Here is a 20,620-nt window from a genome sequence, read left to right as displayed (position 1 = left end):
CCATCCCACCATTTACGAAATTGTCATACTTTTTTAGTTTATCATACTACTCCTTCTTTTGAGTATTAATTTGCTGACTCATTAAACTCCTGATATTCAAAGGAAATAGAGAAACCTATGAATAATCCATAAAGAAGAAATAAACAGCCTGTCGTGACCCATGTGTCACTTGATAATTCCATAAACGAGGGTATGGCTGGAAATAAAGGGGTAAGGATAACAAAAATAACGGCCCACAAAACCAAACCAAAAATCAGGCCTGGCCAAATGCCATTTTTCTTTTTTAAAAACATATAATAGAGCAAAGCGCTTATAAGAGACAATACTCCCACAATAATAACAGCCAGTACTTCAGCAAGCCAAGTCCCTGTCCAATCCGTCTGCCAAAAGGAGCGAAATAGGAAGGAAGCAGCAGAAACTTCACTAAAGTGAAAATAATAAGCAAGCGCTGCTAAACCACTCCATAATACCCCTGAAGCGAAACCAATGATTAAAGTTTTGGTAAGAACACTTTGCTGGGGCTCCTGTTGATTTTGTTCTTTTGGTTTATCTGACATTCTAATCACCTCTGTCCATTATCTTTAACCATCTGCGAATTTTTCATGCTCTTTCGACATAATAAAGGCTAGAGATGCGAAGAAAAATAAGGTAAAATATAAGTAAGAAAGAATACAAATCAGGAGTTTATTCAGCCGTTGACTCAGGGAACATTCAAGTAATGTAAAAAAATCCCACTATTGAATCTTAACTTCACGTTTCTACTAAAATAACTTCTGCACAAACAAACCATAGTCTTTGAATAATTCCAGCTGAACAGGAAATAATCATTAATAGAACTATTTACACTTTACTCTCCCCTCATAGTTGGAAACCTATTATGTTGGTCCAATATATGATTTTGGGATATAAATATTTTTAGAAGTGGTATATATAATATTAAAAGATCTTTAGTCGATCATTTTGAGAAGGGGGGAATAACAATCATGCGCAACTGGATGACTCCTATCATATACACATTGGTGGCTTTAGCAGTTTTCTTTGTAGGCTATCAATTATTAACTGACACTGGCAGCTTTCTTAGCTCAATTGCCATGATGATCGGTATTGCAGCAATCGTTTATGGGGCTATTTACTTTTTCTTCCTGCGCAACCGTGGAATCAGCGCGGGAAAAAGCAGCAATGAAATGAAGAAATATAAGCAAGCTGTTAAACAATCTAAACAAAAATATAAACAACCCGCTCCTGTAGTGAAAAAAAGCCAGGCTGTTAGATCAGCTAAACCTACAACCCTTCATAAAAAAAGCAAACGGCGAGGAAGCGGCCCGCAACTTAGAGTAATTGAAGGTAATAAAAACAAAGATAAAAATCGAGCCTCCTTTTAATAGGCTCGATTTTTATTTTGTCCACCTCTTCAAAAACTCTGCAGCATGAACCCTTCCGATCTTCATCAAATCTTCTTTTTCCTGGTTACTCAGATGAAAATCCGTCGTATCGTATCCCTTGACTGATATAAAAATAATATCCTTGCTCTTAGAATGAGAGATGTAACGGGCATCATGGGCCTGCTGCATCGTTTTAAAAAGCGCATGAAACATTTGAATAGCATTGCGGATTTTCTGTGCTGGGAGCTGACTAGGCGGGTCGCTTAACTTCAAGCCTATTATTGGCCGTTTCCGCCGTCCTTCTTTCCCCTCCCAAATCCATATAGGAAAATTACTTAGAACTCCTCCGTCTACAATTAAGGATTTACCGTTTTTTCCATGAAGCTTTATGGGCATAAAAAAATAAGGGAGTCCTGAACTCATCCGCACAGCCTTGGCTACTGAAAAAGTTGCGGGATCAATTCCATATACTCTTTTTAAGTCATCAGGTAATACAATAATACGACCTATACTTAGATCTGAACATACTATCTTTAATGATCCTGAGGGTAGATCAGCAAATGTTCGCACCCCTTTTTCTTCGAGCCATTTTTCAATCGTGTACTCAAGACGGTTTCCTTTATACAAACCCATGCGAAAGTATAGTAAAAACCATTTCGAATAAGGAAATAAACGCTCTGCAATGGGGAGATCAACAAGAGATTCAAAAGAAAGACTCTTCAATTTTTCTTTCAATTCCCCAGAGGTATAACCAGCAGCTGTCATACTTGCAAGAATCGAACCTGCTGAAGTGCCTGCAAGCCGGCTGAAATGATAACCTTGTTCTTCAAGTTCCTCAAGAGCACCTATAAAAGCTAATGCTTTCATACCTCCACCTGAGAATACTCCATCAATCTTCATCCAATTTCACCCCGCTTTAACCCCTTATAAAATCTTATGAACTGTTTAGAAGATGAATAACAAAAAGACGCAGAAATCTGCGCCTTGGTAAGGTTATTCTTGATTTTGTTCTTCGTTCTTCTGCTGCACTTCTCTAAGAGAGTCTACTCGGGCGGGTTTCTCATCAAAGTACTGGACAAGATCTCCTATTCGGTCAATAGAATTCCAACTTAGATGATGTTCAATTCCCTCTACATCTTCATAAATGTTTTCTTTATCTACTCCTATTATTTCCAGGAATTGTTCCAACAATTCATGGCGGTAAACAAGTCGTTTCCCGACTTTCTTTCCTTTAGGAGTTAAAATGAGACCACGGTATTTTTCGTAATTCAAATATTGGTCCCGGTCCAACTTTTGAACCATTTTTGTCACAGAAGATGGATGCACCTGGAGATTTTCAGCAATATCAGATACGCGTGCATATCCTTTATCTTCTATAAGCATATAAATTTGTTCAATATAATCTTCCATGCTTGGTGTTGGCATGATAAACCCCCAATACAGGCTGTCTTTATGTAGGTGTTTCATGAAAATGATACACTAGTTTGCCTGTTGTGACAAGCGAGCATAATTCCTAAAAAAAGTGATACCGGACTCATTGTGAGTCCGGTATATAATCTTTCGGCTAATTGATTCTACAAACCACACTTCAACTGTGCGTTACAGTTCGTACAAGTGTTACAGCCGCCAATGTCTTCAACAGTTCCTTTTCGGCAGACTGGACAAGTATCGCCTACTTCAGATCCTATGGTCACATTCGTCTTATCTAACTCATGTACCGTATCCATTAGAACAACACGAGGTTTTCTTTCTTCTTCAAATTCAAACTCGGTCTGTTCCCCGTCAAATTCATTTTCCTCCGCTTTTAAGGTTAAGACTTGACTGTCACGGCTTCCATCAACATATACGGTACCGCCTTTCGCTCCTCCACGGTATAATCGTTGATAAACTTTTTCCACCTGATCAACCGAATAGCCTCTCGGAGCATTAACGGTCTTGGAAATAGAACTGTCAACCCAGCGCTGGATAATACATTGGGTATCTGCATGCGCTTCAGGAGACATTGTCATAGCCGTTACAAACCATTCAGGCAGATGATCAGGATCCTGATCAGGGTGCTGATCTAGATACTCATTCACAATATCTGCTTTAACTTCAATAAATTTACCCAAACGTCCACTGCGATAATAAGAGAAGGAGAAGTAAGGTTCAAGTCCAGTACTAACGCCCACCATTGTACCCGTACTTCCAGTAGGTGCAACTGTCAATAAGTGAGAATTTCGAATTCCGTACTTCATTACCCCTTCACGGATATCTTCAGGCATATCTTTCATGTAACCTGTGTTAATAAACGCTTCACGCAATTTAGTGGTTTCCTCTTCACTCGTTCCTTGAAGGAAAGGAAAGCTCCCTTTTTCTTTGGCCAGTTCAATTGAGGTGCGATAGGCGGTGGTCGCAATTACTCCAAAAATTTCATCTACTAATTTGTTTCCTTCTTCAGAACCATATTCGGTTTCACAATAAATTAGTAAATCGTGGAGCCCCATAACACCAAGTCCTACCCGGCGCTCTCCAAGGGCTTGTACTTTATTTTCTTCCAAGAAATAAGGAGTGGCATCAATAACATTATCCTGCATCCGAACGCCGGTTTGAACGGTTTGTTTTAGTTGCTCATAGTTTACTTTCTTCTCTGTTTTATCGGCCACAGAGGCCAAATTGACCGCTGCCAGGTTACATACAGAAAATGGAGCTAGTGGCTGTTCCAATGTTGTTATCCTTCCGGCTTTTTATCCAGAAGTTCTTACAGTTTATCTTTCCTGCAAGTTCAGCATACATTTTCATTACACCAACCGTGTAATGTTGCGGTCTCGTGGGTGGATTATATTCTCACAATGAGGTTCACCACCTATGCGTTGCCCCTGACTGGAGGATTTAACTTCAGCCTTCGGTTCGGATCAGCATTTCAGCCTTCCCGCTTTATCCCGCAATGTTTTACATGAGGCAAACTATTCACCACATGGGTTTGTAGCTACAACTTTTTGTCCGTAAGCAGAAGCATTTGTTTTTTCATTGGCGTTATCAATGAAGAAAATTCCTGGTTCGGCTGAATAAGTTGCGCATATGTTAATTAAATTCCAGAGTTCTGAAGCTTTAACGGTGCGGTAATTCCTTATACCGAAACCTCTTTCTTCCCACTCTCTTACATCTCCGCTGCTTTGCCATTCTTCGTTATAGATTTTCATTTCCTCTTTTGTGTAGTTTTCTACATCAGGAAAACGTAAATGGTATTCAGCATTCTCTTCTACAGCATCCATAAATTCCTTAGTTATACATACTGAGATATTGGCTCCAGTAAGGAATTCTGGGTTGTGCACTGTATACGTACCGCCAATGTACAGTTTCTCCTCGGCTTCCTGAATGGCCTTTTCCGTAAATCCACCTGAACCAGGCATATGCTTGTAATTTACAACACTTTGAAAAAGGTCTTTCTCTGTTTCAGTTAAAGGTGTGAACTTGAGCTTGTCTTTAGCCAGCTGTTTAATTTGTTCATCTTCAGTATTTTGGATAAGGAAACGTAATATTCTAGGATTTTGCATTTTAGAAATAATGAACTCAATGATGTCCGGATGCCAGTCAGCAAGCATAATCATCTGTGCTCCCCGTCTGGATCCGCCCTGCTCCACAAGGTGAGTCAACTTAGCAATATCATCAAGCCATGACACAGATCCAGAGGATTTTCCATTAACTCCACGAGCAAGTGTGTTTCTTGGCCTTAGAGTAGAACCATTGGTTCCTACTCCGCCCCCGCGTGACATAATTTCCATGACTTGTTTACGATGATCGGAAATACCTTCTCTGGAGTCTTGTATATAAGGCATAACATAGCAATTGAAATAAGTTACATCAGTATTGGAACCTGCTCCATATAACACACGGCCTGCAGGGATAAAGTTCAGATTTGAAAGTTCTTTATAAAAATCATCAAAACTCTTTTGCTTTTGAACCGGATCCGTTTCTACCTCCGACAACCCTGAAGCATTACGAAGAGCAATTTGTTCATAATAAACTTCCAACGGTTTATCGATGGTATCCAGGTTTCGGGTTATTAAGCCTGTCTCTCTTTCATTTTCATGATCAAGAACGTTTACAAATTCATCCTCTACTTTCACTACTGCCTCATGTTTTTCCCAATCAATTGACTGAATGAAACCAAAGCCTCGAGCAGGAAATTTCGGATCATCTTTCACCGTAAGTACCACAAAATCGTTCTCTGCCAACGTAAGTTTTTCGGTATCTTTAAATGCATACCTATCAAGCATAACTAGTCTTGAAACGCCTTTGTGAGCAATCTTCATGTCAGCTGTTATTTCATGTACTTGAGAAAACTGTCTAATATCTGCATTTAACCGATCTACATTAACCTTGGCATAGGTATCATTGGAGGTGGTGGTTTGCATTATGAATCTCTCCCTTGCTTGAATGATAAAATAAGTTATTCATTTAGTATGTATATGTAACATACCACATTTACAAAAACTTAATCAATATATTGTGTTAATGAATTAATTTTTTTCAATATATAGTGTTATTGAACGAATGTGTTGAATTTTGTCAATCTACTAATCGTACGCAGAAAGCAGTTTAAGCTAGATTTCAAAAGTAAGAAGCTGTTTTTTATGGTTTTTTCACTTAATTCATTAGTTGCATAGGTTCAGCAAAAAAAACGATTATACCAACTTTGAAATTCTAACATACAATAAACTTTTTTTGAAAAGCTAACGATTCCCTCCTATAATAGATAGAGGAAAAGAGAAATGGGGGGACATACTATGGAACTTTGGATCTTGATTGGAGCTGTCATTGCTCTTATAGCATTTGGCTTATATAGATACTTCAAATCCAAAAAAATAATGAGTACGTTAACAGAAGAAGAGTTCAGACAAGGCTACCGTAAAGCTCAGCTTATTGATGTTCGTGAACCAAAAGAATTTGAAGGCGGTCATATACTGGGAGCACGAAATATCCCATTGTCGCAAATGAAAAACCGTCTTATAGAAATTCGGAAAGACAAACCTGTCTATTTGTATTGCCAGAGCGGAGCTAGGTCAACCCGGGCGGCCATGCTGCTGAACAAAAAAGATTATAAAGATCTTAACGTTCTGCAAGGCGGTTTCAAAAAATGGGGAGGAAAAATTAAAACTAAAAAGTCAAAATAAAAATAAAACCTGAAGGCCAGGGTTACAACCCGGCTTTCAGGTTTTATTTTTTTGAGCTCTATTCAATCACCTTATTAATTTAGAGTGAAAACTCCCTCGTTCAGAATACCTGTACGTAAAATTGAGGGTCAATTGGTTTATGAGAACCATGGAGATATTGCTTTTCTGCGTCCCTGTAAGATGCAGAGTCCCGGAAAGAGAACTGGCTCCTCAATCTATTTTTTTAAGTCTGGATTTTTGAAATCATGTCTCAGGCTATAAGGTGCTGAATGGAAGCATTCTTTCAGGGGTTAATTCCTCAGTTTTCGCCCTTCTTATAACTTAAGACTGGTTTACGAGCCGCCTGTGTTTCATCCATTCGACTGACTATAGTGCTATGAGGTGCTTCCTGTACAATTTCAGGATTGTTTTCCGCTTCATTGGAGATTTGGATCATAGCCTCTACGAAAGCATCCAGCGTTTCTTTCGACTCTGTTTCTGTTGGTTCTATCATTAATGCTTCTTCTACATTTATTGGGAAATAAATGGTTGGCGGATGGTAGCCAAAGTCCAGCAGGCGCTTAGCTATATCCAGTGTACGTACGCCCAGTTTTTTCTGGCGTTTGCCAGATAAGATAAACTCATGCTTGCAATGTCGATCAAATGGAAGCTCATACTGTTCTTGTAATCGTCTCATCATATAATTTGCATTGATTACAGCATATTCACTAACTTTTTTCAGACCTTCAGGCCCCATCGTTCGTATATACGTGTAAGCACGTACGTTAATTCCGAAATTACCATAATAGGGCTTCACTCGACCAATCGATTTAGGACGATCATAATCGAATTGATACTGATCATCTACTTTGGTCAATATAGGCTTTGGAAGATATGGTTCCAGTTCTGCTGACACTCCAACGGGGCCAGAGCCAGGCCCGCCTCCTCCATGAGGACCGGTAAATGTTTTATGAAGATTCAGGTGAACCACATCAAATCCCATATCCCCTGGACGTGCATAACCTAAAATAGCATTTAAGTTCGCTCCGTCATAATATAGCTTTCCACCAGCCTCATGAACCACAGCTGCCATTTCTTCAATATCTTCCTCAAAAAGCCCTAATGTATTTGGGTTCGTCAGCATGAGCGCTGCTGTTTGTTCATCTACGACTCTCCGCAGATCTTCGAGGTCTACCAATCCTCGCTCGTCGGATTTGACAGTCACAGCTTCAAAACCAGCCACTGTCGCCGAAGCAGGATTTGTACCATGAGCAGAGTCTGGCACGATAACCTTAGTTCGACCATAGTCTCCATTTGCTTCATGATAAGCACGAATCATCATTAACCCCGTCCATTCACCATGCGCCCCTGCAGCAGGCTGAAGCGTAACCGTATCCATACCAGTTATGGAGACAAGTGATTGTTGCAAGTCATACAACAAATGAAGCGCACCCTGGACAGTTTCTGATGCCTGATAAGGATGGATGTGACTGAATCCAGTTAAACGAGCTACATCTTCGTTCATTTTAGGATTATATTTCATGGTGCAAGATCCAAGCGGATAAAAACCGGAGTCAACTCCATGGTTTCTCTTGGAAAGGGCCGTGTAGTGCCGCATGATTTGAAGCTCACTTACTTCCGGAAGGTCAGCTGCCTTATTTCTTACAAAAGAGGAGCCGATCATGTCTTCTGCATCCATTTCAGGCACATCAAGATCTGGAAGACTAAAACCTGTCCTGCTCTCTTGGCTCAATTCAAAAATTAAAGGAAAGTCCTGATCAGCCATGAATATCCCCCACTTCTTTTACAAATTGATCAATCTCTTCTTTCGTTCTTATCTCAGTTACGGCTACCAGCATATGATTTTGTAAACTGTTATCCATCTGGGAAAGATCATAACCGCCGATTATTCCTTTTTGAAGCAGGATCCGGTTTACTTCCTTAATATCACGATCCAGTTTTACCACAAGTTCATTAAAGAAAGCTCCCTCAAATACTACCTCGATGTTGTTTGATTGTAACTGTTTTTTCATGTAAGCGGCTTTCTGGATATTCATCCATGACATTTTCCTAAGACCTTGTTTCCCTAGAGAGGACATGGCTACGGAAGATGCTAACGCATTAAGCGCTTGATTGGAACAAATATTAGAAGTCGCTTTATCACGGCGTATATGCTGCTCACGGGCTTGAAGTGTAAGTACAAACCCACGACGCCCGTCCTCGTCGACTGTTTGCCCAACTAGCCGACCCGGCACTTTCCTCATTAATTTCTTGGTGGTAGCAAAATATCCACAATGTGGCCCGCCATACTGGGCAGGAATTCCAAATACTTGAGCATCGCCAGTGACAATATCCGCTCCAAATTCACCAGGCGGTGTTAAATATCCTAAAGCCAGTGGGTTACTTGAAGTAATCATCATCGTTTTTTTCTGAGTATCTACTATTTTTCTAACTTCATCAAGAGGTTCGATCTGACCAAAGAAATTGGGATATTGAAGGACTACACTCGCCGTATTGTCGTCTAATTCGGATTCTAATTGGATCAAATCTGTCTTTCCTTGCTTATGATCGATTTCTACAACTTCAACTCCTGGGCCCTTTACATAAGAATGAATAACAGCAAGTGACTCAGGGTGGATGGCCTTAGAAACGAGGACTTTCTTTCGTTTTGTCTGACCAGCTGAAAGATTTACGGCTTCCGCCAGCGCAGTGCCTCCATCATACATAGAGGAGTTAGCGACATCCATTCCTGTCAATTCACAGATCATAGTCTGAAACTCAAAAATCGCCTGTAATTCGCCCTGGGAAATTTCCGGCTGGTATGGTGTATATGCCGTGTAAAATTCAGAACGAGATATTACATGGTCCACAATCGAAGGGATATAATGATCGTAAACTCCTGCTCCCAGAAATGAAGTGTGCGATTTCAAAGTTACGTTTTCCTGTGCCATCTTCGTAAGTTCATTCATTAATTGAAATTCGTTTTTTGGTTCCTTTAAATCCAAGTTTCCTTTAAATCTAATATTTTTAGGAATATCTGAGAATAGTTCTTCAGATTTCTGCACACCAATGCGGCTAAGCATATCCTTCTTATCTTGGTCAGTCATTGGCAGATATCGAAATTCCATACGTACTTCCCCCTCAAAAACTTTATCTTTTGTAAAATGGTGTAGGAACCACTTTTGCCTGAAGGCGTTTTTTTCTTACCTGGACGGTTACTTCTGTGCCAATCGCCGTGTAATCACAATCCAGTAACGCGAGTCCTACATTTTTACCAAGCGTCGGAGACTGCGTTCCTGTTGTAACAAATCCAATCGGCTTCTCTCCATCAAAAACTTCATAATGGGTACGAGGAATTCCTTTATCCATCATCTCTATTCCAACGAGTTTGCGGGAAGGTCCCTCTTCCTTTTGCTTCTTCAGAACCTGTTTACCAATGAACTCATCTTTCTTCTTTGTTTTCACAGCAAATCCGAGTCCAGCTTCAATCGGGCTGATCTCAGCACTAAGCTCCTGACCGTAAAGGGCTAAATTAGCCTCAAATCTGAGTGTATCTCTTGCTCCGAGTCCTACAGGGCGAATTCCATGCTTACCACCTGCTTCAAGCATAACCTGCCATAGATCTGGGCCTGAAGCAGCAGGCAGATAGATCTCAAACCCATCTTCTCCTGTATAACCCGTTCGGGAGACAATGGCATCGTCTTTTACATTATCGATAGAAACACCTGCTATAAAACGGAAAAACTTTATTTCTGACACATTGGTTTTTGTTATGGATTGTAAGATTTCTACAGCTTTTGGACCCTGAAGTGCTAATTGAACGTAATCATCAGATAAATCCTTGATGGAAACACCGTTTTCCTGGTGTTTTTTCAGCCACTCTACATCTTTCTCGCGGTTTGCAGCATTAATAACTAGCAGGTATTTGTCTGTTTCTAATTGGTAAACAATAAGATCGTCTACAGTACCGCCATTTTCATAGCACATTATTGTGTACTGAGCCTTGCCGGGTTCAAGTTTAGAAACATCATTTGTGAGCATTTTTTGTAAAAAAGAGAGACTTCCATCCCCTTCTACCAGTACTTCCCCCATATGGGAAACGTCGAATAACCCTGCTTTGGTTCTTGTTGCCTCATGTTCCTCTTTTATACTTGAAAACTGTACAGGCAGGTCCCATCCCCCAAAATCAACAGTTTTTGCTCCCAGTTTCTTATACTCGGCATACAAAGGTGTTCGTTTTAACTCAGCCATCCAACCGCTCCTTTACCATCTAATTTCATCCATAAAAAAGAGACTCCACCGTTTGTCGATTAGGAGTCTCTGTCCATTCACCAGAAAGTTTGATAATTCTTCTTCTATTTAAAGAAGAACCATTTGCTTCTTGGGTGGTTTACTGTTAGTAAACGCTCTCCAGAGCTGCGTCCTACAGAGGTCTGTTTGCCTGAGAGATTCACAGCATGCTTGCTCCTTCGGCGCTACGTAAGTAGACTCTCCCCCTGCAGTCATTCGCTTCATATTCGTATTTTCTTAGATTCTATTGGACATACTATTCAAAAACGTATCGCTTCACTTATTCATTCGACATCATTATATCACAGCGTAATCACAATTTGACATTGAATTTGTAGAATCATTCTTAATTTTTAATAATCTTTTTAGAATAGATGGGGGCTCACAACTATGGTTGAAATTCATCCTGATCATACATTTATTCCTACCTTACGTGATAACTTGAACAATCCAAATCATCTCTCCACCTGGGAAGGATTCAAACTTGCTTACGAGGCGGCAAAGATTAATACAGTTCCTAATTTCGATGGACTACTTGCTTTAGAACACCTGCCACATGTGCAATTTCTGGATCACCAGATTGAGGCAGCTGAAAGAGTCATTCATCAAATGAATGGGAGAGCCATTCTGGCTGATGAAGTAGGACTGGGAAAAACACTGGAAGCTGGATTGATTTTAAAAGAATACATGATTCGAGGCATTGCTCGTAAGATCTTAATCCTTACACCCGCTTCTTTGGTGAATCAGTGGGTTCAAGAACTTAACGAAAAATTCTACATTCAAGCTGCTTCCCCTAGAAAAAAGCAAGCAGCCTGGTCAGACTGGGACGTGACAGTTACCTCTATTGATATGGCTAAAAGAGAAGCTCACCGTCAGGAAATATTGTCTATTCCTTATGATTTCATTATCATCGATGAAGCACATAAATTAAAAAACCATCAAACCAAAAACTATCAGTTTGTACAAGAACTTAAAAAAACGTACTGTCTTTTGCTTACAGCAACACCTATACAAAACAAGCTCAGTGATTTATTTAATCTTGTCTCGATTCTAAAGCCTGGTTATCTTGGAAATTTGACAGATTTTAAGAAAAAATACCGCTATGAAGCAAATAAACAAGGAAATATTGAACACATTCATTCACTTGTTGGAAAAATGATGATCAGAAACCGCAGAAAAGATACGGGACTGGATGACTCTAAACGTATAGTAGTAAATGAGCGCCTGAAATTTACTGAGGAAGAACAGAATATGTACCAGAAATTAGAACTCTTAAAATCAGATCATCCTCCATTTACTTGGCTGACGTTAGCTAAAGAATTGTGCTCTTCAAGAGAAGCGTGTTATATGTCGCTAAATCAAATGAGACAGCAGTCCAATGAGCAGACAATGGCTGTTTATTCAAAATTTATTGAGCAGCTTCAGCAACTTCCTCACCATGTTAAAGCGAAGAGAATGATAGAACTGATTAGTGAGACAAATGAAAAGTTTATTGTATTCACCGAATATAGGGCCACTCAATTTTATTTGCAGTGGTACCTCCAACAACATGGAATCTCTTCAGTACCTTTCAGCGGAAAATTTAATAAGAGTAAACGTGATTGGATGAAGCAATTGTTTAAGAATCAAGCTCAAGTCCTGATCGCGACGGAAGCTGGGGGTGAAGGAATTAACCTTCAATTCTGTCACCACATGATTAATTATGATCTTCCCTGGAATCCTATGAGGCTGGAGCAGCGAATAGGTAGAATACACCGTTTCGGTCAGGAACATGATGTGAAAATTTATAATTTCGCAATCGAAAATACCATTGAAGACCACATTATGAAGATGCTTTATGAAAAGATCGAGATGTTTAAAAATGCGGTAGGCGACCTTGACCATATCTTAGAACACATCCCGGGAGGTTCATTCGATAAACAAATTCAGACAATAATTGATCAATCAGACAGCAAAGGCGAGATCGATATTAAACTGAACAATTTAGTCAGTTATGTTGAACATTCGATTGGCGAGAGGAGAGAAACAAGTTGACTTTGAACCCTTATTTTGATTTCGTCCATCAGTTTTTCACCTCTTACGGCTGCGCTATCTTGGAAAAAAGTGAATCTCATTTGAAAGTTCAATTAACGAGCACCATGGATGAAGAAATAATGAATCGTCCTTTCTATTGGCATTACATGAAAAAAATGAATCGACCCGGAGACCCTATGCAGTTACTCTTCACAAATACAAGCCACTCCAAAGAAGGCGGAATTTATCTGCATGCAGGTACTCCGAAACTTCATACAATTTATCGAGCAGCCATCAATAAAGGAAAAACCGCACGCCTTTATGAAGCTGTTGAGAAACCGCTCCAAAATCGCGCTCTTTGTCCCTGGCTTGTAGTAAATATCCACCTCCATTACAGAGGCAAGCAAAGTAAAGATGATACTTTGTCCCTGGGTCTTAATTTAGTACACGGAACTCTTCTGTTCGATATGATGGAGAGACTGTGGAAGATGGAATTTGAACCAACTGTATCAGATTATACCTTTCCAATGACTCCCTTAATTAATTTGGAGAACGCTTATAAACGTATTGAACGATATGTGGAAGGGTACGTGTCTTCGATCAGCGACGATTGGGCTACACGATCATTAAAGCACCTGCAAGAAGAAAAAAATCTTTTAGAATCCTTTTATTCATCCGAAGATATTGGTCTAGAACAATTCACCAAAGAACAGGAGCAAATTGATACAAGGTACAGCCCGAGAATTTTAATGGAAGTAGTGAATGGAGGCTTATTTTATATTTCTCAGAAGTCAAACTCCAATGTAATCAAAAATTTAGCCGCTGACTAAAAGTCAGCGGCTAAATAATCGGGAAAGACACTTCAATATTCTGTGGTTTTATGCTTTTTTTTTATCATCCTAAGAGCAAAAGGGATGATACCAAACCAATAAAAAGCGCTTTTCTTTGATGGCTTTGCTGCCTTTCTCTGTTTCTTCTCCTGTTTACTCATTTGCATATATTTAACCATTTCTTCTGTGAGATACTTAACATAATCATTCCGGTCCATAATATCCCCTCTTTACTTGTGTATTTAGGAATAGTATGGCCGAGTCTCTAGTTTTTTAGACGATCCATTATTTCATTAACGATTTCTTCAGGGCTCTTATTATCTACATCAATAATCTGATGAGCCAATGATTCGTAGATAGGCTGTCGCACAGCGAATAAGGCGTGCTTTTCAGTTAAGTCCCCTTTCCATAAAGGACGCTCCTGATCATTTTGCAACCTGGAAACAATCGTGTTCCAAGAGGCCCTCAAGAACACTACTGTTCCAGTGGATAAATAGTGCTGATTTTCTTCTTTTAAAATCACTCCTCCGCCAGTGGATACAACACTTTCCTCGTTAATACTTTTGAGAAGATGAGTTTCACATTCACGGAAGTGAGCTTCACCAAATTGAGCAAACATATCTGAAATAGGCATTTTCTCTTTCTCTTCTATTGCTTTATCCATTTCTATGTAAGGCAAGGTAAGTTCATCGCTTAGTTTTCCAGCTATAGTTGACTTTCCACTGCCCATAAAACCAATTAAGTAAATCATACTAACCCCCCATTATTAATTATAGCTTTAAAAGATATGATCAGTTAAATCTTATTAAATTAGATACTAACTTACTCAGCAAGTAATGCCTCTGGATATACGAATTTACCCCATTAATTGCGTAAAAGGAAACGGTTAAAAAACTGGTTATTCAAGACGTCTATTATATGTGAACGTTTCTCCTACGTTTTAAAAACAGGTTGTCGAATTAGATTAAAAAATCCAAACAGACGTTTTCCTTGATTATACATCTAGTGCGGCAATATAAAAAGTTCAAAAATAAAAGAAGGAATCAGCCGAATTATGTCGAATATAATCCTTTGTGAAAAAATTATTGAAAAGAGGTGATAGCTCCTTTGCAGTCCATAGCAAATTACGCTCGCGATTTACTAATCTCAGCTATACAGCAAACGGCTTCCGATATTCATTTCACTCCTTTTGCAGAAAACGCCAGCATTTATTTCCGTATTCATGGTAAAAGAATTTCCCACTCTTCCCTTCCCCTGCCACTTTACCAAAAACTTCTCGCTTATTTTAAATTCACCTCAGGAATGGATATTGGAGAAATTAAACGTCCCCAGAATGGCACCCTTCAACACCGGAGCGACCACTCAATCTTCGACCTCCGCCTCTCCACTCTTCCTATCACAGGAACCGAAAGTCTCGCCATCCGCATTCTAACACCTATGGACCATACTCCCCTAGAACAACTTTTTCTTTTTCCCTCTCAGCTTAAAAGAATTGAACAATGGCTAAACCATTCCAGCGGTATGATTCTGTTTACAGGACCCACAGGAAGTGGTAAAACTACCACTCTTTATGCTCTTTTACAGGCTTTAATGAACCGCAGTTCCTTCCAAGCCATTACACTTGAAGATCCAATTGAAAAGAATTTAAATAACATCATACAAGTTCAAGTAAACGAAAAGGCTGGCATTACTTATGATACTGGTTTAAAAGCAGCTCTTCGTCATGATCCTGATCTACTTATGGTAGGGGAAATCAGGGACCGCGACACTGCCCACTTCGCATTTAGAGCCGCCTTGAGCGGGCACCTAGTTATAAGTACTATTCATGCTAAGGATGCTTACGGAACGCTTCGACGGTTAAGAGAAATGAATATTCCTCAGGCAGACTTGGAACAAACCTTGATCGCAATAGCCGCACAACAACTTGTACCTATCCATGGAGAAGGAATGCTGCCAAGACGTGCCGCTATCTTAGAATTGCTGGATGGCAGCCTTCTAAGCTCATCTATTCGGGATATACCACCCACCGCCCAGAATAATTTTCAGTCTTTCGATCATTTAAGGAGGAAGGCTTATGCCCTCGGATTCGTAAATTAATCGTAAACTTTACCCGGAGAAACACGAAACTCCCCGTTTCTATTCAAATCCTCTTTTTCCATCGGTTAAGCCACATTCTTCATAAAGGTTATCCATTATTGGAAGCCTTAAAGATGACAGGATGGGACGCTTCCCTGAGGCCGTTGTCAGAGGAACTTAACATCCACTTATCTAAAGGAGAAACCATAGATAACGCTTTCCTTCATGTTCATTTTTCCCCACTGGTAACGAACTTTCTCTATTTTGGCAGAGTTCACCAGGACCTGCCAGCTATGTTTAAACAATGTGAAGAGCTATTAAAAATGAAAAAAGATTACTCACATAAATTATTTCAAGTTTTACGATATCCTCTGTTTCTTTTAATGTTTTTAATTGCTGCCTTTAGTATTCTAAAACATACTATTCTCCCCAATTTCCTAGTCCTTTTTCAAGGAGAGGATTCTTCTTCCCTCTGGTTTATGTTGGCATTAGATTACTTCATCAATGGACTTGGGGTTTTATCGATTGCTTTGTTCATTGGGCTGATAGTTATGAAGTTAACTTTACCAAGACTTTCACTAGCCAGACGTATTAATTTGTACGAAAAAGTTCCTCTTCTAAAGATTTATCATTCCTTTATGACTTCTTTTCTTTTTACTACTCATCTAAATTCCCTATTTAAAGCCGGACTCCCTTTAAAACAGTCCCTTGAGATTATGAGCAGCCACAATCGATACGAATTATTATCCTTCTACAGTGAAAAAATCATCGCTCATCTAGCCGAAGGAAAAACCCTCGGGCAATCGGTACACAGCTGTACTCTGCTAAAAAGCGAACTAACCAATTTGTTCCATCAAACAAATGATATAGAAGCTCTTAGCCATGAACTGGAGATGCTATCTGAATTTTTCGTAGAATATGTACAAGAGAGAATGCTTAAATGGATGCAAATGATCCAACCATTGTTCTTTATTATTATTGCAGTAATTGTGGTCTGTATCTATGCTTCCATTATGCTTCCACTCTACCAGTGGATGGATCAAATATAAACTCAGGAGTGATACTTATGAAAAACGAAAAAGGTTTCACATTAATTGAAATGCTGATTGTCCTGCTCGTTATCTCTGTACTAATGATTATTACTATCCCAAATTTAACTAAAAACAACGGAACGATAAGAGATAAAGGCTGCGAGGCACTTGTAATAACAGCCCAGGCTCAAGCAGAAGCTTATTCTATCGAGAACGGGGCTTATCCTGCCAATTTATCTGATTTAGTTGAAGGTAAATATTTAAAGCAAACCACCTGCCCCGATGGAGGCGAACTTGGATATGATTCAACTTCCGGTGAAGTCTCTGCTCCTTGATGGTTCAGAATCGTCTAAAGGCTATACCATGAGTGAAGTTCTAATTGTTCTTATCTTCTGGTCCATTCTCCTTATAAGTATTGTTCCTCTCCATCATCGCACATTTCAGCACATCCAATCTTCCCACTTCATGTCACAACTGAAAGATGATGTACTATTGACCCAGCAACTGACTATGCAAGACCATATTTATTATATGTTGTTGTTTCGACCAAATTCGAATGATTACATCTTATATGATCAAAAAAATAAAGCGACCATCTTCCAAAGATCCCTACCTGACAATTGGAGAATGCAACTTCTTACACTTGAAGCCACTGTCAGGTTTAACGAAAATGGAGTTTTGACAAAACCGGGAACTATGAAAATCCATACGCCTCATACCATCTTTAAAATCGTTTTTCCATTTGGCGTGAGCAGGTTAGCCATTGAAGAACTCTAGTGGATTTACCTTAGTTGAAACGATCACAGCACTCAGTCTGCTTCTTTGCCTTATTATCTTTCTGCTCCCCTCCCTCAGCCACATTCGTTTATTGCAAAAGGATTTAGCCAATGAAAGAATAGCTATTTCCTATCTTCATGAGGAACTGCACACCCTCTCATATACCACAACAAAATTGCCAAGTACACATTTAGGCTATCAAGAAGTACCATTCCAGATTCAATTTGTAGAGAAGAGTAACCTTGTGGAAGGCTGTATTACGTGGAAAACGCACTTGGAGAAAATAAAGGAAGTGTGTCTATATGCCAAAGATTCATAGCCAGGGGTTTACTTTACTTGAAACTCTAATAAGCCTCATCATTATTTCATTAATCCTCATTCTCTCTTTCCCTTTATTTCGTATAATTCATGACGTTAATTACTATGAGGAATTATCTGTCCGGCAAATGTTTTCGTTCTTACAGGAGGAAGTAAACAGAGGTCGAGAGGTGGAGGTAATTTCTAACACCATTTCTATCACAGATGCTGTACACCGCAAGATTACTATTGAACAATATCAGAATCTTATTAGGAGAAGAGTAAACCTTTCTGGCCATGAAGTTTTACTACAGAATGTAGAAGCAATTCACTTAATCGATCATACTCACTATATAAGGATTAAGTTACAAATGGAAGGTGGTGGTGTTTATCAGAAAAACATTCATAGAGCCTTTCCTTAATCAGCAGGGAGTGATCTTTCCCTGGGTAGCTGGTATAGGATTAGTCCTCATTTTTCTTACTATAAGTTCTGTCCATCGCTATCAGAACCACGTTTTGTTTAACGATACCTACACATTATCTATCGTCAGACAGAATTTATTAGATACCGCTCAGCAAGATTTGCTTATACGGTGGAATGATACCCCCCCTGAAGAAGAGCCTTATTACAGCTTAACGACGCCTAATGGAAAAGCTCAGTCCACCTGTAATAGAGAAAGTAATGAAAGCATTCATTGTAAATGGGAGATAACAGACTACTCTGGAAATATGAAATCGTTAGACACTTACTATAAATTACAGCAAGCCAAGAACTAATAAAAAATCATCGCATTCCCACAGATCATGGTTTGCGATGATTATTTAAAAGAAGTTGGCCATATCGAGTTCCTCTTTCATAAAGTAATTTAAGAAATACTTGCCGCGTATTCAAGTTTCTGATTTGTAATTCCCCGTAACCCTTCCAAATCGTATCCAACCACTAATTTTTCTCCATCAGTTAGAATAGGGCGTCTTAAAAGTTTTGGTTTTTCAATTACTAAATCAATAAACTCATTTAGGGAAAGATCCTCTATATCCATATCCAGGGATTTAAACTCTTTGCTCCGCTTTGCAAGAATTTCGTCAATTCCATAAGTAGTCAAAGATAATATTTTTCTAAGGTCTTCCACTGTAGGAGTCTCCCTGAACAAATGCTGTTCATTAAAATCAATTCCCTCACTTTTCAACCAGGACTTTGTACGACGACAAGATGTGCAACTGGGGTAAGTGTAAAATCTTAACTCTTCCATTAACACCGCTCCTCTTAAAATATTTAATGTATTAAGTTGTACAGTTATTGTATAACCTTTGTATAATATTTTAAACATCTTTTTCATAATTTTCAATTGAAAGTTTTTCCTTATTTCGTTTATGGGTAATGTATAAGGTGTCCGCTTGTGTGTATAATGTAAAAAGAATGCTGAGCGATTTATTTACAATTGAGATTTGGTCGTTTATAATATTAATGATAGTTTATCGAAGGAAAAGGAGGGGGAAAAGCATGGATCGTATGTTTAGAGTGCTAGCCTTTTGGACAGGTATTTTTGCTGTCATGTTTTATGCAGGCGATATGATGGAGGCTTCCTTATTATCCCTTGCCCAAACGGCTTTTTTCCTTACTGTGGGTTACCTTAAACTGTCTGAACGTATGTATGTTTACATATTTTTCTCATACCTGACAGTTTTCATGATTGGTTTTACTTATTATTCTTCATTTATTTTAGTGCCGAGTTTTGGAGGACACTAAAAAAATCCTGTTATCCAATGGATAACAGGATTTTTTTATTTCTTTTTTAGGTGAAAAACGGATTTTCTTTACGCTCTTCCTCGATCGTCGTAGGCATTCCATGCCCTGGATAGATCCGCATATCATTTCTTAGACTGAATAATTGACTTTGGATACTGTCCAGTAATTGTTCTCGATCTCCTCCTGGTAAATCCGTTCTTCCCATACCTCTTTGAAATAAAGTGTCTCCAGCTATTGTAAAACGCTGATTTCTAAATACGAGAGAGACGCTTCCTGGAGAATGGCCAGGGGTATGACGTACTTCAAATGAAAAAGGTCCTATTTCCATATGACCGCTTTCAAGCGTATAATCTGCTGGCCGAGCCGTGATTTGCCCCATTTGGAAAAAACCAGAACCGTTTTTTGCTGGATCACTCAGCCAGTCACTTTCTGCCTCATTCAAGTAAACAGGAACATTGTAAGCTTCTCTTACTGCATCTACAGCACCTATGTGATCAAAGTGAGCATGGGTTAATAACACCCCTATAACCTTTAACTCTTTTTCTTTCAAAAAAGCTTCTAACTTTGGAAAATCGCCCCCGGGATCCACAACTAGCGCTTCTTTATTTTGATAGACAATATAAGCGTTTGTAGCCATTGGTCCCAATGGCAATCGAGAAATATTTAACAATGGGTAGACACCTCTCATTTAATTTAATAAAATACGGATAGATAACTCGACAATTTCATTTTTATATTATAAAATGAATAAGGATTGAACTAAGCTACATACATTATAACATCCTTGTTATGGGATGATAATAAAGAAAAGGGATTTAGGGGGTGCTGATCTTGGTCACAGCTATTCTTCTTTTACTCGTTGCAATTTTATGTGTAATTGCGGTGTTCCGTGAACTGAAAACTAAAAACTTCTTCGCCGTCTTATTTGCTGGTGCATCAGCATTGATGTTTGGTTGGTTCTCAGTAATGACAATTTATTCCAACCTTTTCAGTTAATGAACTAAAAAAGTGTGATACTTATTTTAAGTATCACACTTTTTTT

General features: G+C 39.0%; 23 protein-coding genes, 2 pseudogenes and 2 riboswitches. Of the genes and pseudogenes, 13 read left to right on the top strand and 12 right to left on the bottom strand.

The genetic code is table 11. The features are described from left to right. Positions 1 to 65: 65 nt before the first annotated feature. Positions 66 to 557: a YqhR family membrane protein gene (locus WAM07_RS00670; protein WP_422163898.1), complete on the bottom strand. Its 492-nt coding sequence runs from the start codon at positions 555 to 557 to the stop codon at positions 66 to 68. 426 nt (positions 558 to 983) lie between these two features. Between WAM07_RS00670 and WAM07_RS00665 the strand changes: the two genes are divergently transcribed. Then, the gene (locus WAM07_RS00665; protein ID WP_422163897.1) at positions 984 to 1,382 is read left to right on the top strand and encodes an SA1362 family protein; all 399 of its coding nucleotides are present in this window, start codon (positions 984 to 986) and stop codon (positions 1,380 to 1,382) included. Positions 1,383 to 1,394: 12 nt separating this feature from the next. On the opposite strand, the gene WAM07_RS00660 is transcribed toward WAM07_RS00665, so the two are convergent. From WAM07_RS00660 to WAM07_RS00645, 4 genes and pseudogenes are all read right to left on the bottom strand, one after another. After that, positions 1,395 to 2,282 carry a patatin-like phospholipase family protein gene (locus WAM07_RS00660; protein ID WP_422163895.1) on the bottom strand — a complete coding sequence of 296 codons (888 nt, stop codon included), beginning with the start codon at positions 2,280 to 2,282 and terminating at the stop codon, positions 1,395 to 1,397. Positions 2,283 to 2,375: 93 nt separating this feature from the next. Next, a complete protein-coding gene (mntR, locus tag WAM07_RS00655; protein ID WP_014643730.1) occupies positions 2,376 to 2,807 on the bottom strand; it encodes a transcriptional regulator MntR in 432 nt (143 codons plus the stop codon). A gap of 149 nt (positions 2,808 to 2,956) precedes the next feature. Continuing rightward, positions 2,957 to 4,084, bottom strand: a pseudogene (locus WAM07_RS00650) (ribonucleotide-diphosphate reductase subunit alpha); the annotation flags it as partial. Between the two features lie 249 nt (positions 4,085 to 4,333). Then, positions 4,334 to 5,779 (bottom strand): annotated as a pseudogene (locus tag WAM07_RS00645) (vitamin B12-dependent ribonucleotide reductase); the annotation flags it as partial. 372 nt (positions 5,780 to 6,151) lie between these two features. Between WAM07_RS00645 and WAM07_RS00640 the strand changes: the two are divergent. Continuing rightward, the gene (locus WAM07_RS00640) at positions 6,152 to 6,538 is read left to right on the top strand and encodes a rhodanese-like domain-containing protein (protein ID WP_014643733.1); all 387 of its coding nucleotides are present in this window, start codon (positions 6,152 to 6,154) and stop codon (positions 6,536 to 6,538) included. Positions 6,539 to 6,836: 298 nt separating this feature from the next. Here the strand turns inward: WAM07_RS00640 and gcvPB are convergent, their stop codons facing one another. The 3 genes from gcvPB to gcvT are packed head-to-tail and all read right to left on the bottom strand — an operon-like array spanning position 6,837 to position 10,768. Further along, positions 6,837 to 8,303: an aminomethyl-transferring glycine dehydrogenase subunit GcvPB gene (gene gcvPB / locus WAM07_RS00635; RefSeq protein ID WP_422163892.1), complete on the bottom strand. Its 1,467-nt coding sequence runs from the start codon at positions 8,301 to 8,303 to the stop codon at positions 6,837 to 6,839. Then, positions 8,296 to 9,645, bottom strand: a complete 1,350-nt coding sequence (gene gcvPA / locus WAM07_RS00630) for an aminomethyl-transferring glycine dehydrogenase subunit GcvPA (protein ID WP_422163891.1) — start codon at positions 9,643 to 9,645, stop codon at positions 8,296 to 8,298. The genes gcvPB and gcvPA overlap by 8 nt, the downstream gene beginning before the upstream one ends. 22 nt (positions 9,646 to 9,667) lie before the next feature. Continuing rightward, positions 9,668 to 10,768, bottom strand: a complete 1,101-nt coding sequence (gene gcvT, locus WAM07_RS00625; protein WP_422163889.1) for a glycine cleavage system aminomethyltransferase GcvT — start codon at positions 10,766 to 10,768, stop codon at positions 9,668 to 9,670. Between the two features lie 67 nt (positions 10,769 to 10,835). Further along, positions 10,836 to 10,933, bottom strand: a riboswitch (glycine riboswitch). A gap of 3 nt (positions 10,934 to 10,936) precedes the next feature. Further along, a riboswitch (glycine riboswitch) is annotated at positions 10,937 to 11,023 on the bottom strand. Positions 11,024 to 11,197: 174 nt separating this feature from the next. On the opposite strand from gcvT, the gene WAM07_RS00620 reads away from it, so the two are divergent. Then, complete coding sequence (locus WAM07_RS00620) at positions 11,198 to 12,841, top strand: DEAD/DEAH box helicase (RefSeq protein WP_422163887.1); 1,644 nt, start codon at positions 11,198 to 11,200, stop codon at positions 12,839 to 12,841. Then, positions 12,838 to 13,650, top strand: a complete 813-nt coding sequence (locus tag WAM07_RS00615; protein ID WP_422163885.1) for a YqhG family protein — start codon at positions 12,838 to 12,840, stop codon at positions 13,648 to 13,650. Before WAM07_RS00620 ends, WAM07_RS00615 begins: the two co-directional genes overlap by 4 nt. Positions 13,651 to 13,682: 32 nt before the next feature. Here WAM07_RS00615 and WAM07_RS00610 read toward each other — a convergent pair whose 3' ends face one another. Further along, entirely contained in the window at positions 13,683 to 13,868 is a 186-nt protein-coding gene (locus WAM07_RS00610; protein ID WP_422163883.1) for a YqzE family protein, read from the bottom strand. A 47-nt stretch (positions 13,869 to 13,915) separates the two neighbouring features. After that, positions 13,916 to 14,401, bottom strand: coding sequence for a shikimate kinase (locus WAM07_RS00605; protein ID WP_422163881.1), 486 nt, complete (start codon positions 14,399 to 14,401; stop codon positions 13,916 to 13,918). Between the two features lie 356 nt (positions 14,402 to 14,757). Between WAM07_RS00605 and comGA the strand changes: the two genes are divergently transcribed. Genes comGA through WAM07_RS00570 form a run of 7 tightly spaced genes read left to right on the top strand, consistent with a single transcriptional unit; the run spans position 14,758 to position 18,608 of the window. Beyond that, entirely contained in the window at positions 14,758 to 15,747 is a 990-nt protein-coding gene (gene comGA / locus WAM07_RS00600) for a competence type IV pilus ATPase ComGA (RefSeq protein WP_422163879.1), read from the top strand. Further along, positions 15,735 to 16,775: a type II secretion system F family protein gene (locus WAM07_RS00595; RefSeq protein ID WP_422163925.1), complete on the top strand. Its 1,041-nt coding sequence runs from the start codon at positions 15,735 to 15,737 to the stop codon at positions 16,773 to 16,775. Before comGA ends, WAM07_RS00595 begins: the two co-directional genes overlap by 13 nt. A 17-nt stretch (positions 16,776 to 16,792) precedes the next feature. Then, positions 16,793 to 17,092 carry a competence type IV pilus major pilin ComGC gene (gene comGC / locus WAM07_RS00590; protein WP_422163877.1) on the top strand — a complete coding sequence of 100 codons (300 nt, stop codon included), beginning with the start codon at positions 16,793 to 16,795 and terminating at the stop codon, positions 17,090 to 17,092. Next, positions 17,058 to 17,534 carry a competence type IV pilus minor pilin ComGD gene (comGD, locus tag WAM07_RS00585; RefSeq protein WP_422163875.1) on the top strand — a complete coding sequence of 159 codons (477 nt, stop codon included), beginning with the start codon at positions 17,058 to 17,060 and terminating at the stop codon, positions 17,532 to 17,534. The genes comGC and comGD overlap by 35 nt, the downstream gene beginning before the upstream one ends. Beyond that, a complete protein-coding gene (locus WAM07_RS00580) occupies positions 17,521 to 17,853 on the top strand; it encodes a prepilin-type N-terminal cleavage/methylation domain-containing protein (protein ID WP_422163873.1) in 333 nt (110 codons plus the stop codon). The genes comGD and WAM07_RS00580 overlap by 14 nt, the downstream gene beginning before the upstream one ends. Next, positions 17,837 to 18,253 carry a competence type IV pilus minor pilin ComGF gene (gene comGF, locus WAM07_RS00575; RefSeq protein WP_422163871.1) on the top strand — a complete coding sequence of 139 codons (417 nt, stop codon included), beginning with the start codon at positions 17,837 to 17,839 and terminating at the stop codon, positions 18,251 to 18,253. The genes WAM07_RS00580 and comGF overlap by 17 nt, the downstream gene beginning before the upstream one ends. Then, positions 18,216 to 18,608 (top strand): hypothetical protein, encoded by a 393-nt coding sequence (locus WAM07_RS00570; protein WP_422163870.1) that lies wholly within the window; start codon positions 18,216 to 18,218, stop codon positions 18,606 to 18,608. The genes comGF and WAM07_RS00570 overlap by 38 nt, the downstream gene beginning before the upstream one ends. An 89-nt stretch (positions 18,609 to 18,697) precedes the next feature. Here WAM07_RS00570 and WAM07_RS00565 read toward each other — a convergent pair whose 3' ends face one another. Further along, positions 18,698 to 19,081, bottom strand: a complete 384-nt coding sequence (locus tag WAM07_RS00565) for a Spx/MgsR family RNA polymerase-binding regulatory protein (protein WP_422163923.1) — start codon at positions 19,079 to 19,081, stop codon at positions 18,698 to 18,700. Positions 19,082 to 19,332: 251 nt separating this feature from the next. On the opposite strand from WAM07_RS00565, the gene WAM07_RS00560 reads away from it, so the two are divergent. Further along, positions 19,333 to 19,578, top strand: a complete 246-nt coding sequence (locus WAM07_RS00560; RefSeq protein ID WP_422163868.1) for a DUF2626 domain-containing protein — start codon at positions 19,333 to 19,335, stop codon at positions 19,576 to 19,578. 46 nt (positions 19,579 to 19,624) lie between these two features. On the opposite strand, the gene WAM07_RS00555 is transcribed toward WAM07_RS00560, so the two are convergent. Further along, positions 19,625 to 20,248: an MBL fold metallo-hydrolase gene (locus tag WAM07_RS00555; protein ID WP_422163866.1), complete on the bottom strand. Its 624-nt coding sequence runs from the start codon at positions 20,246 to 20,248 to the stop codon at positions 19,625 to 19,627. 161 nt (positions 20,249 to 20,409) lie between these two features. Here WAM07_RS00555 and WAM07_RS00550 point away from each other — a divergent pair, with 161 nt between their 5' ends. Beyond that, positions 20,410 to 20,574, top strand: a complete 165-nt coding sequence (locus WAM07_RS00550; protein WP_065814012.1) for a DUF2759 family protein — start codon at positions 20,410 to 20,412, stop codon at positions 20,572 to 20,574. The last annotated feature ends 46 nt before the right edge of the window (positions 20,575 to 20,620 follow it).

Source organism: Halobacillus sp. (assembly GCF_049282395.1).
GTDB lineage: Bacteria > Bacillota > Bacilli > Bacillales > Halobacillaceae > Halobacillus.
This window is presented reverse-complemented; position numbering and strand designations above follow the sequence as displayed.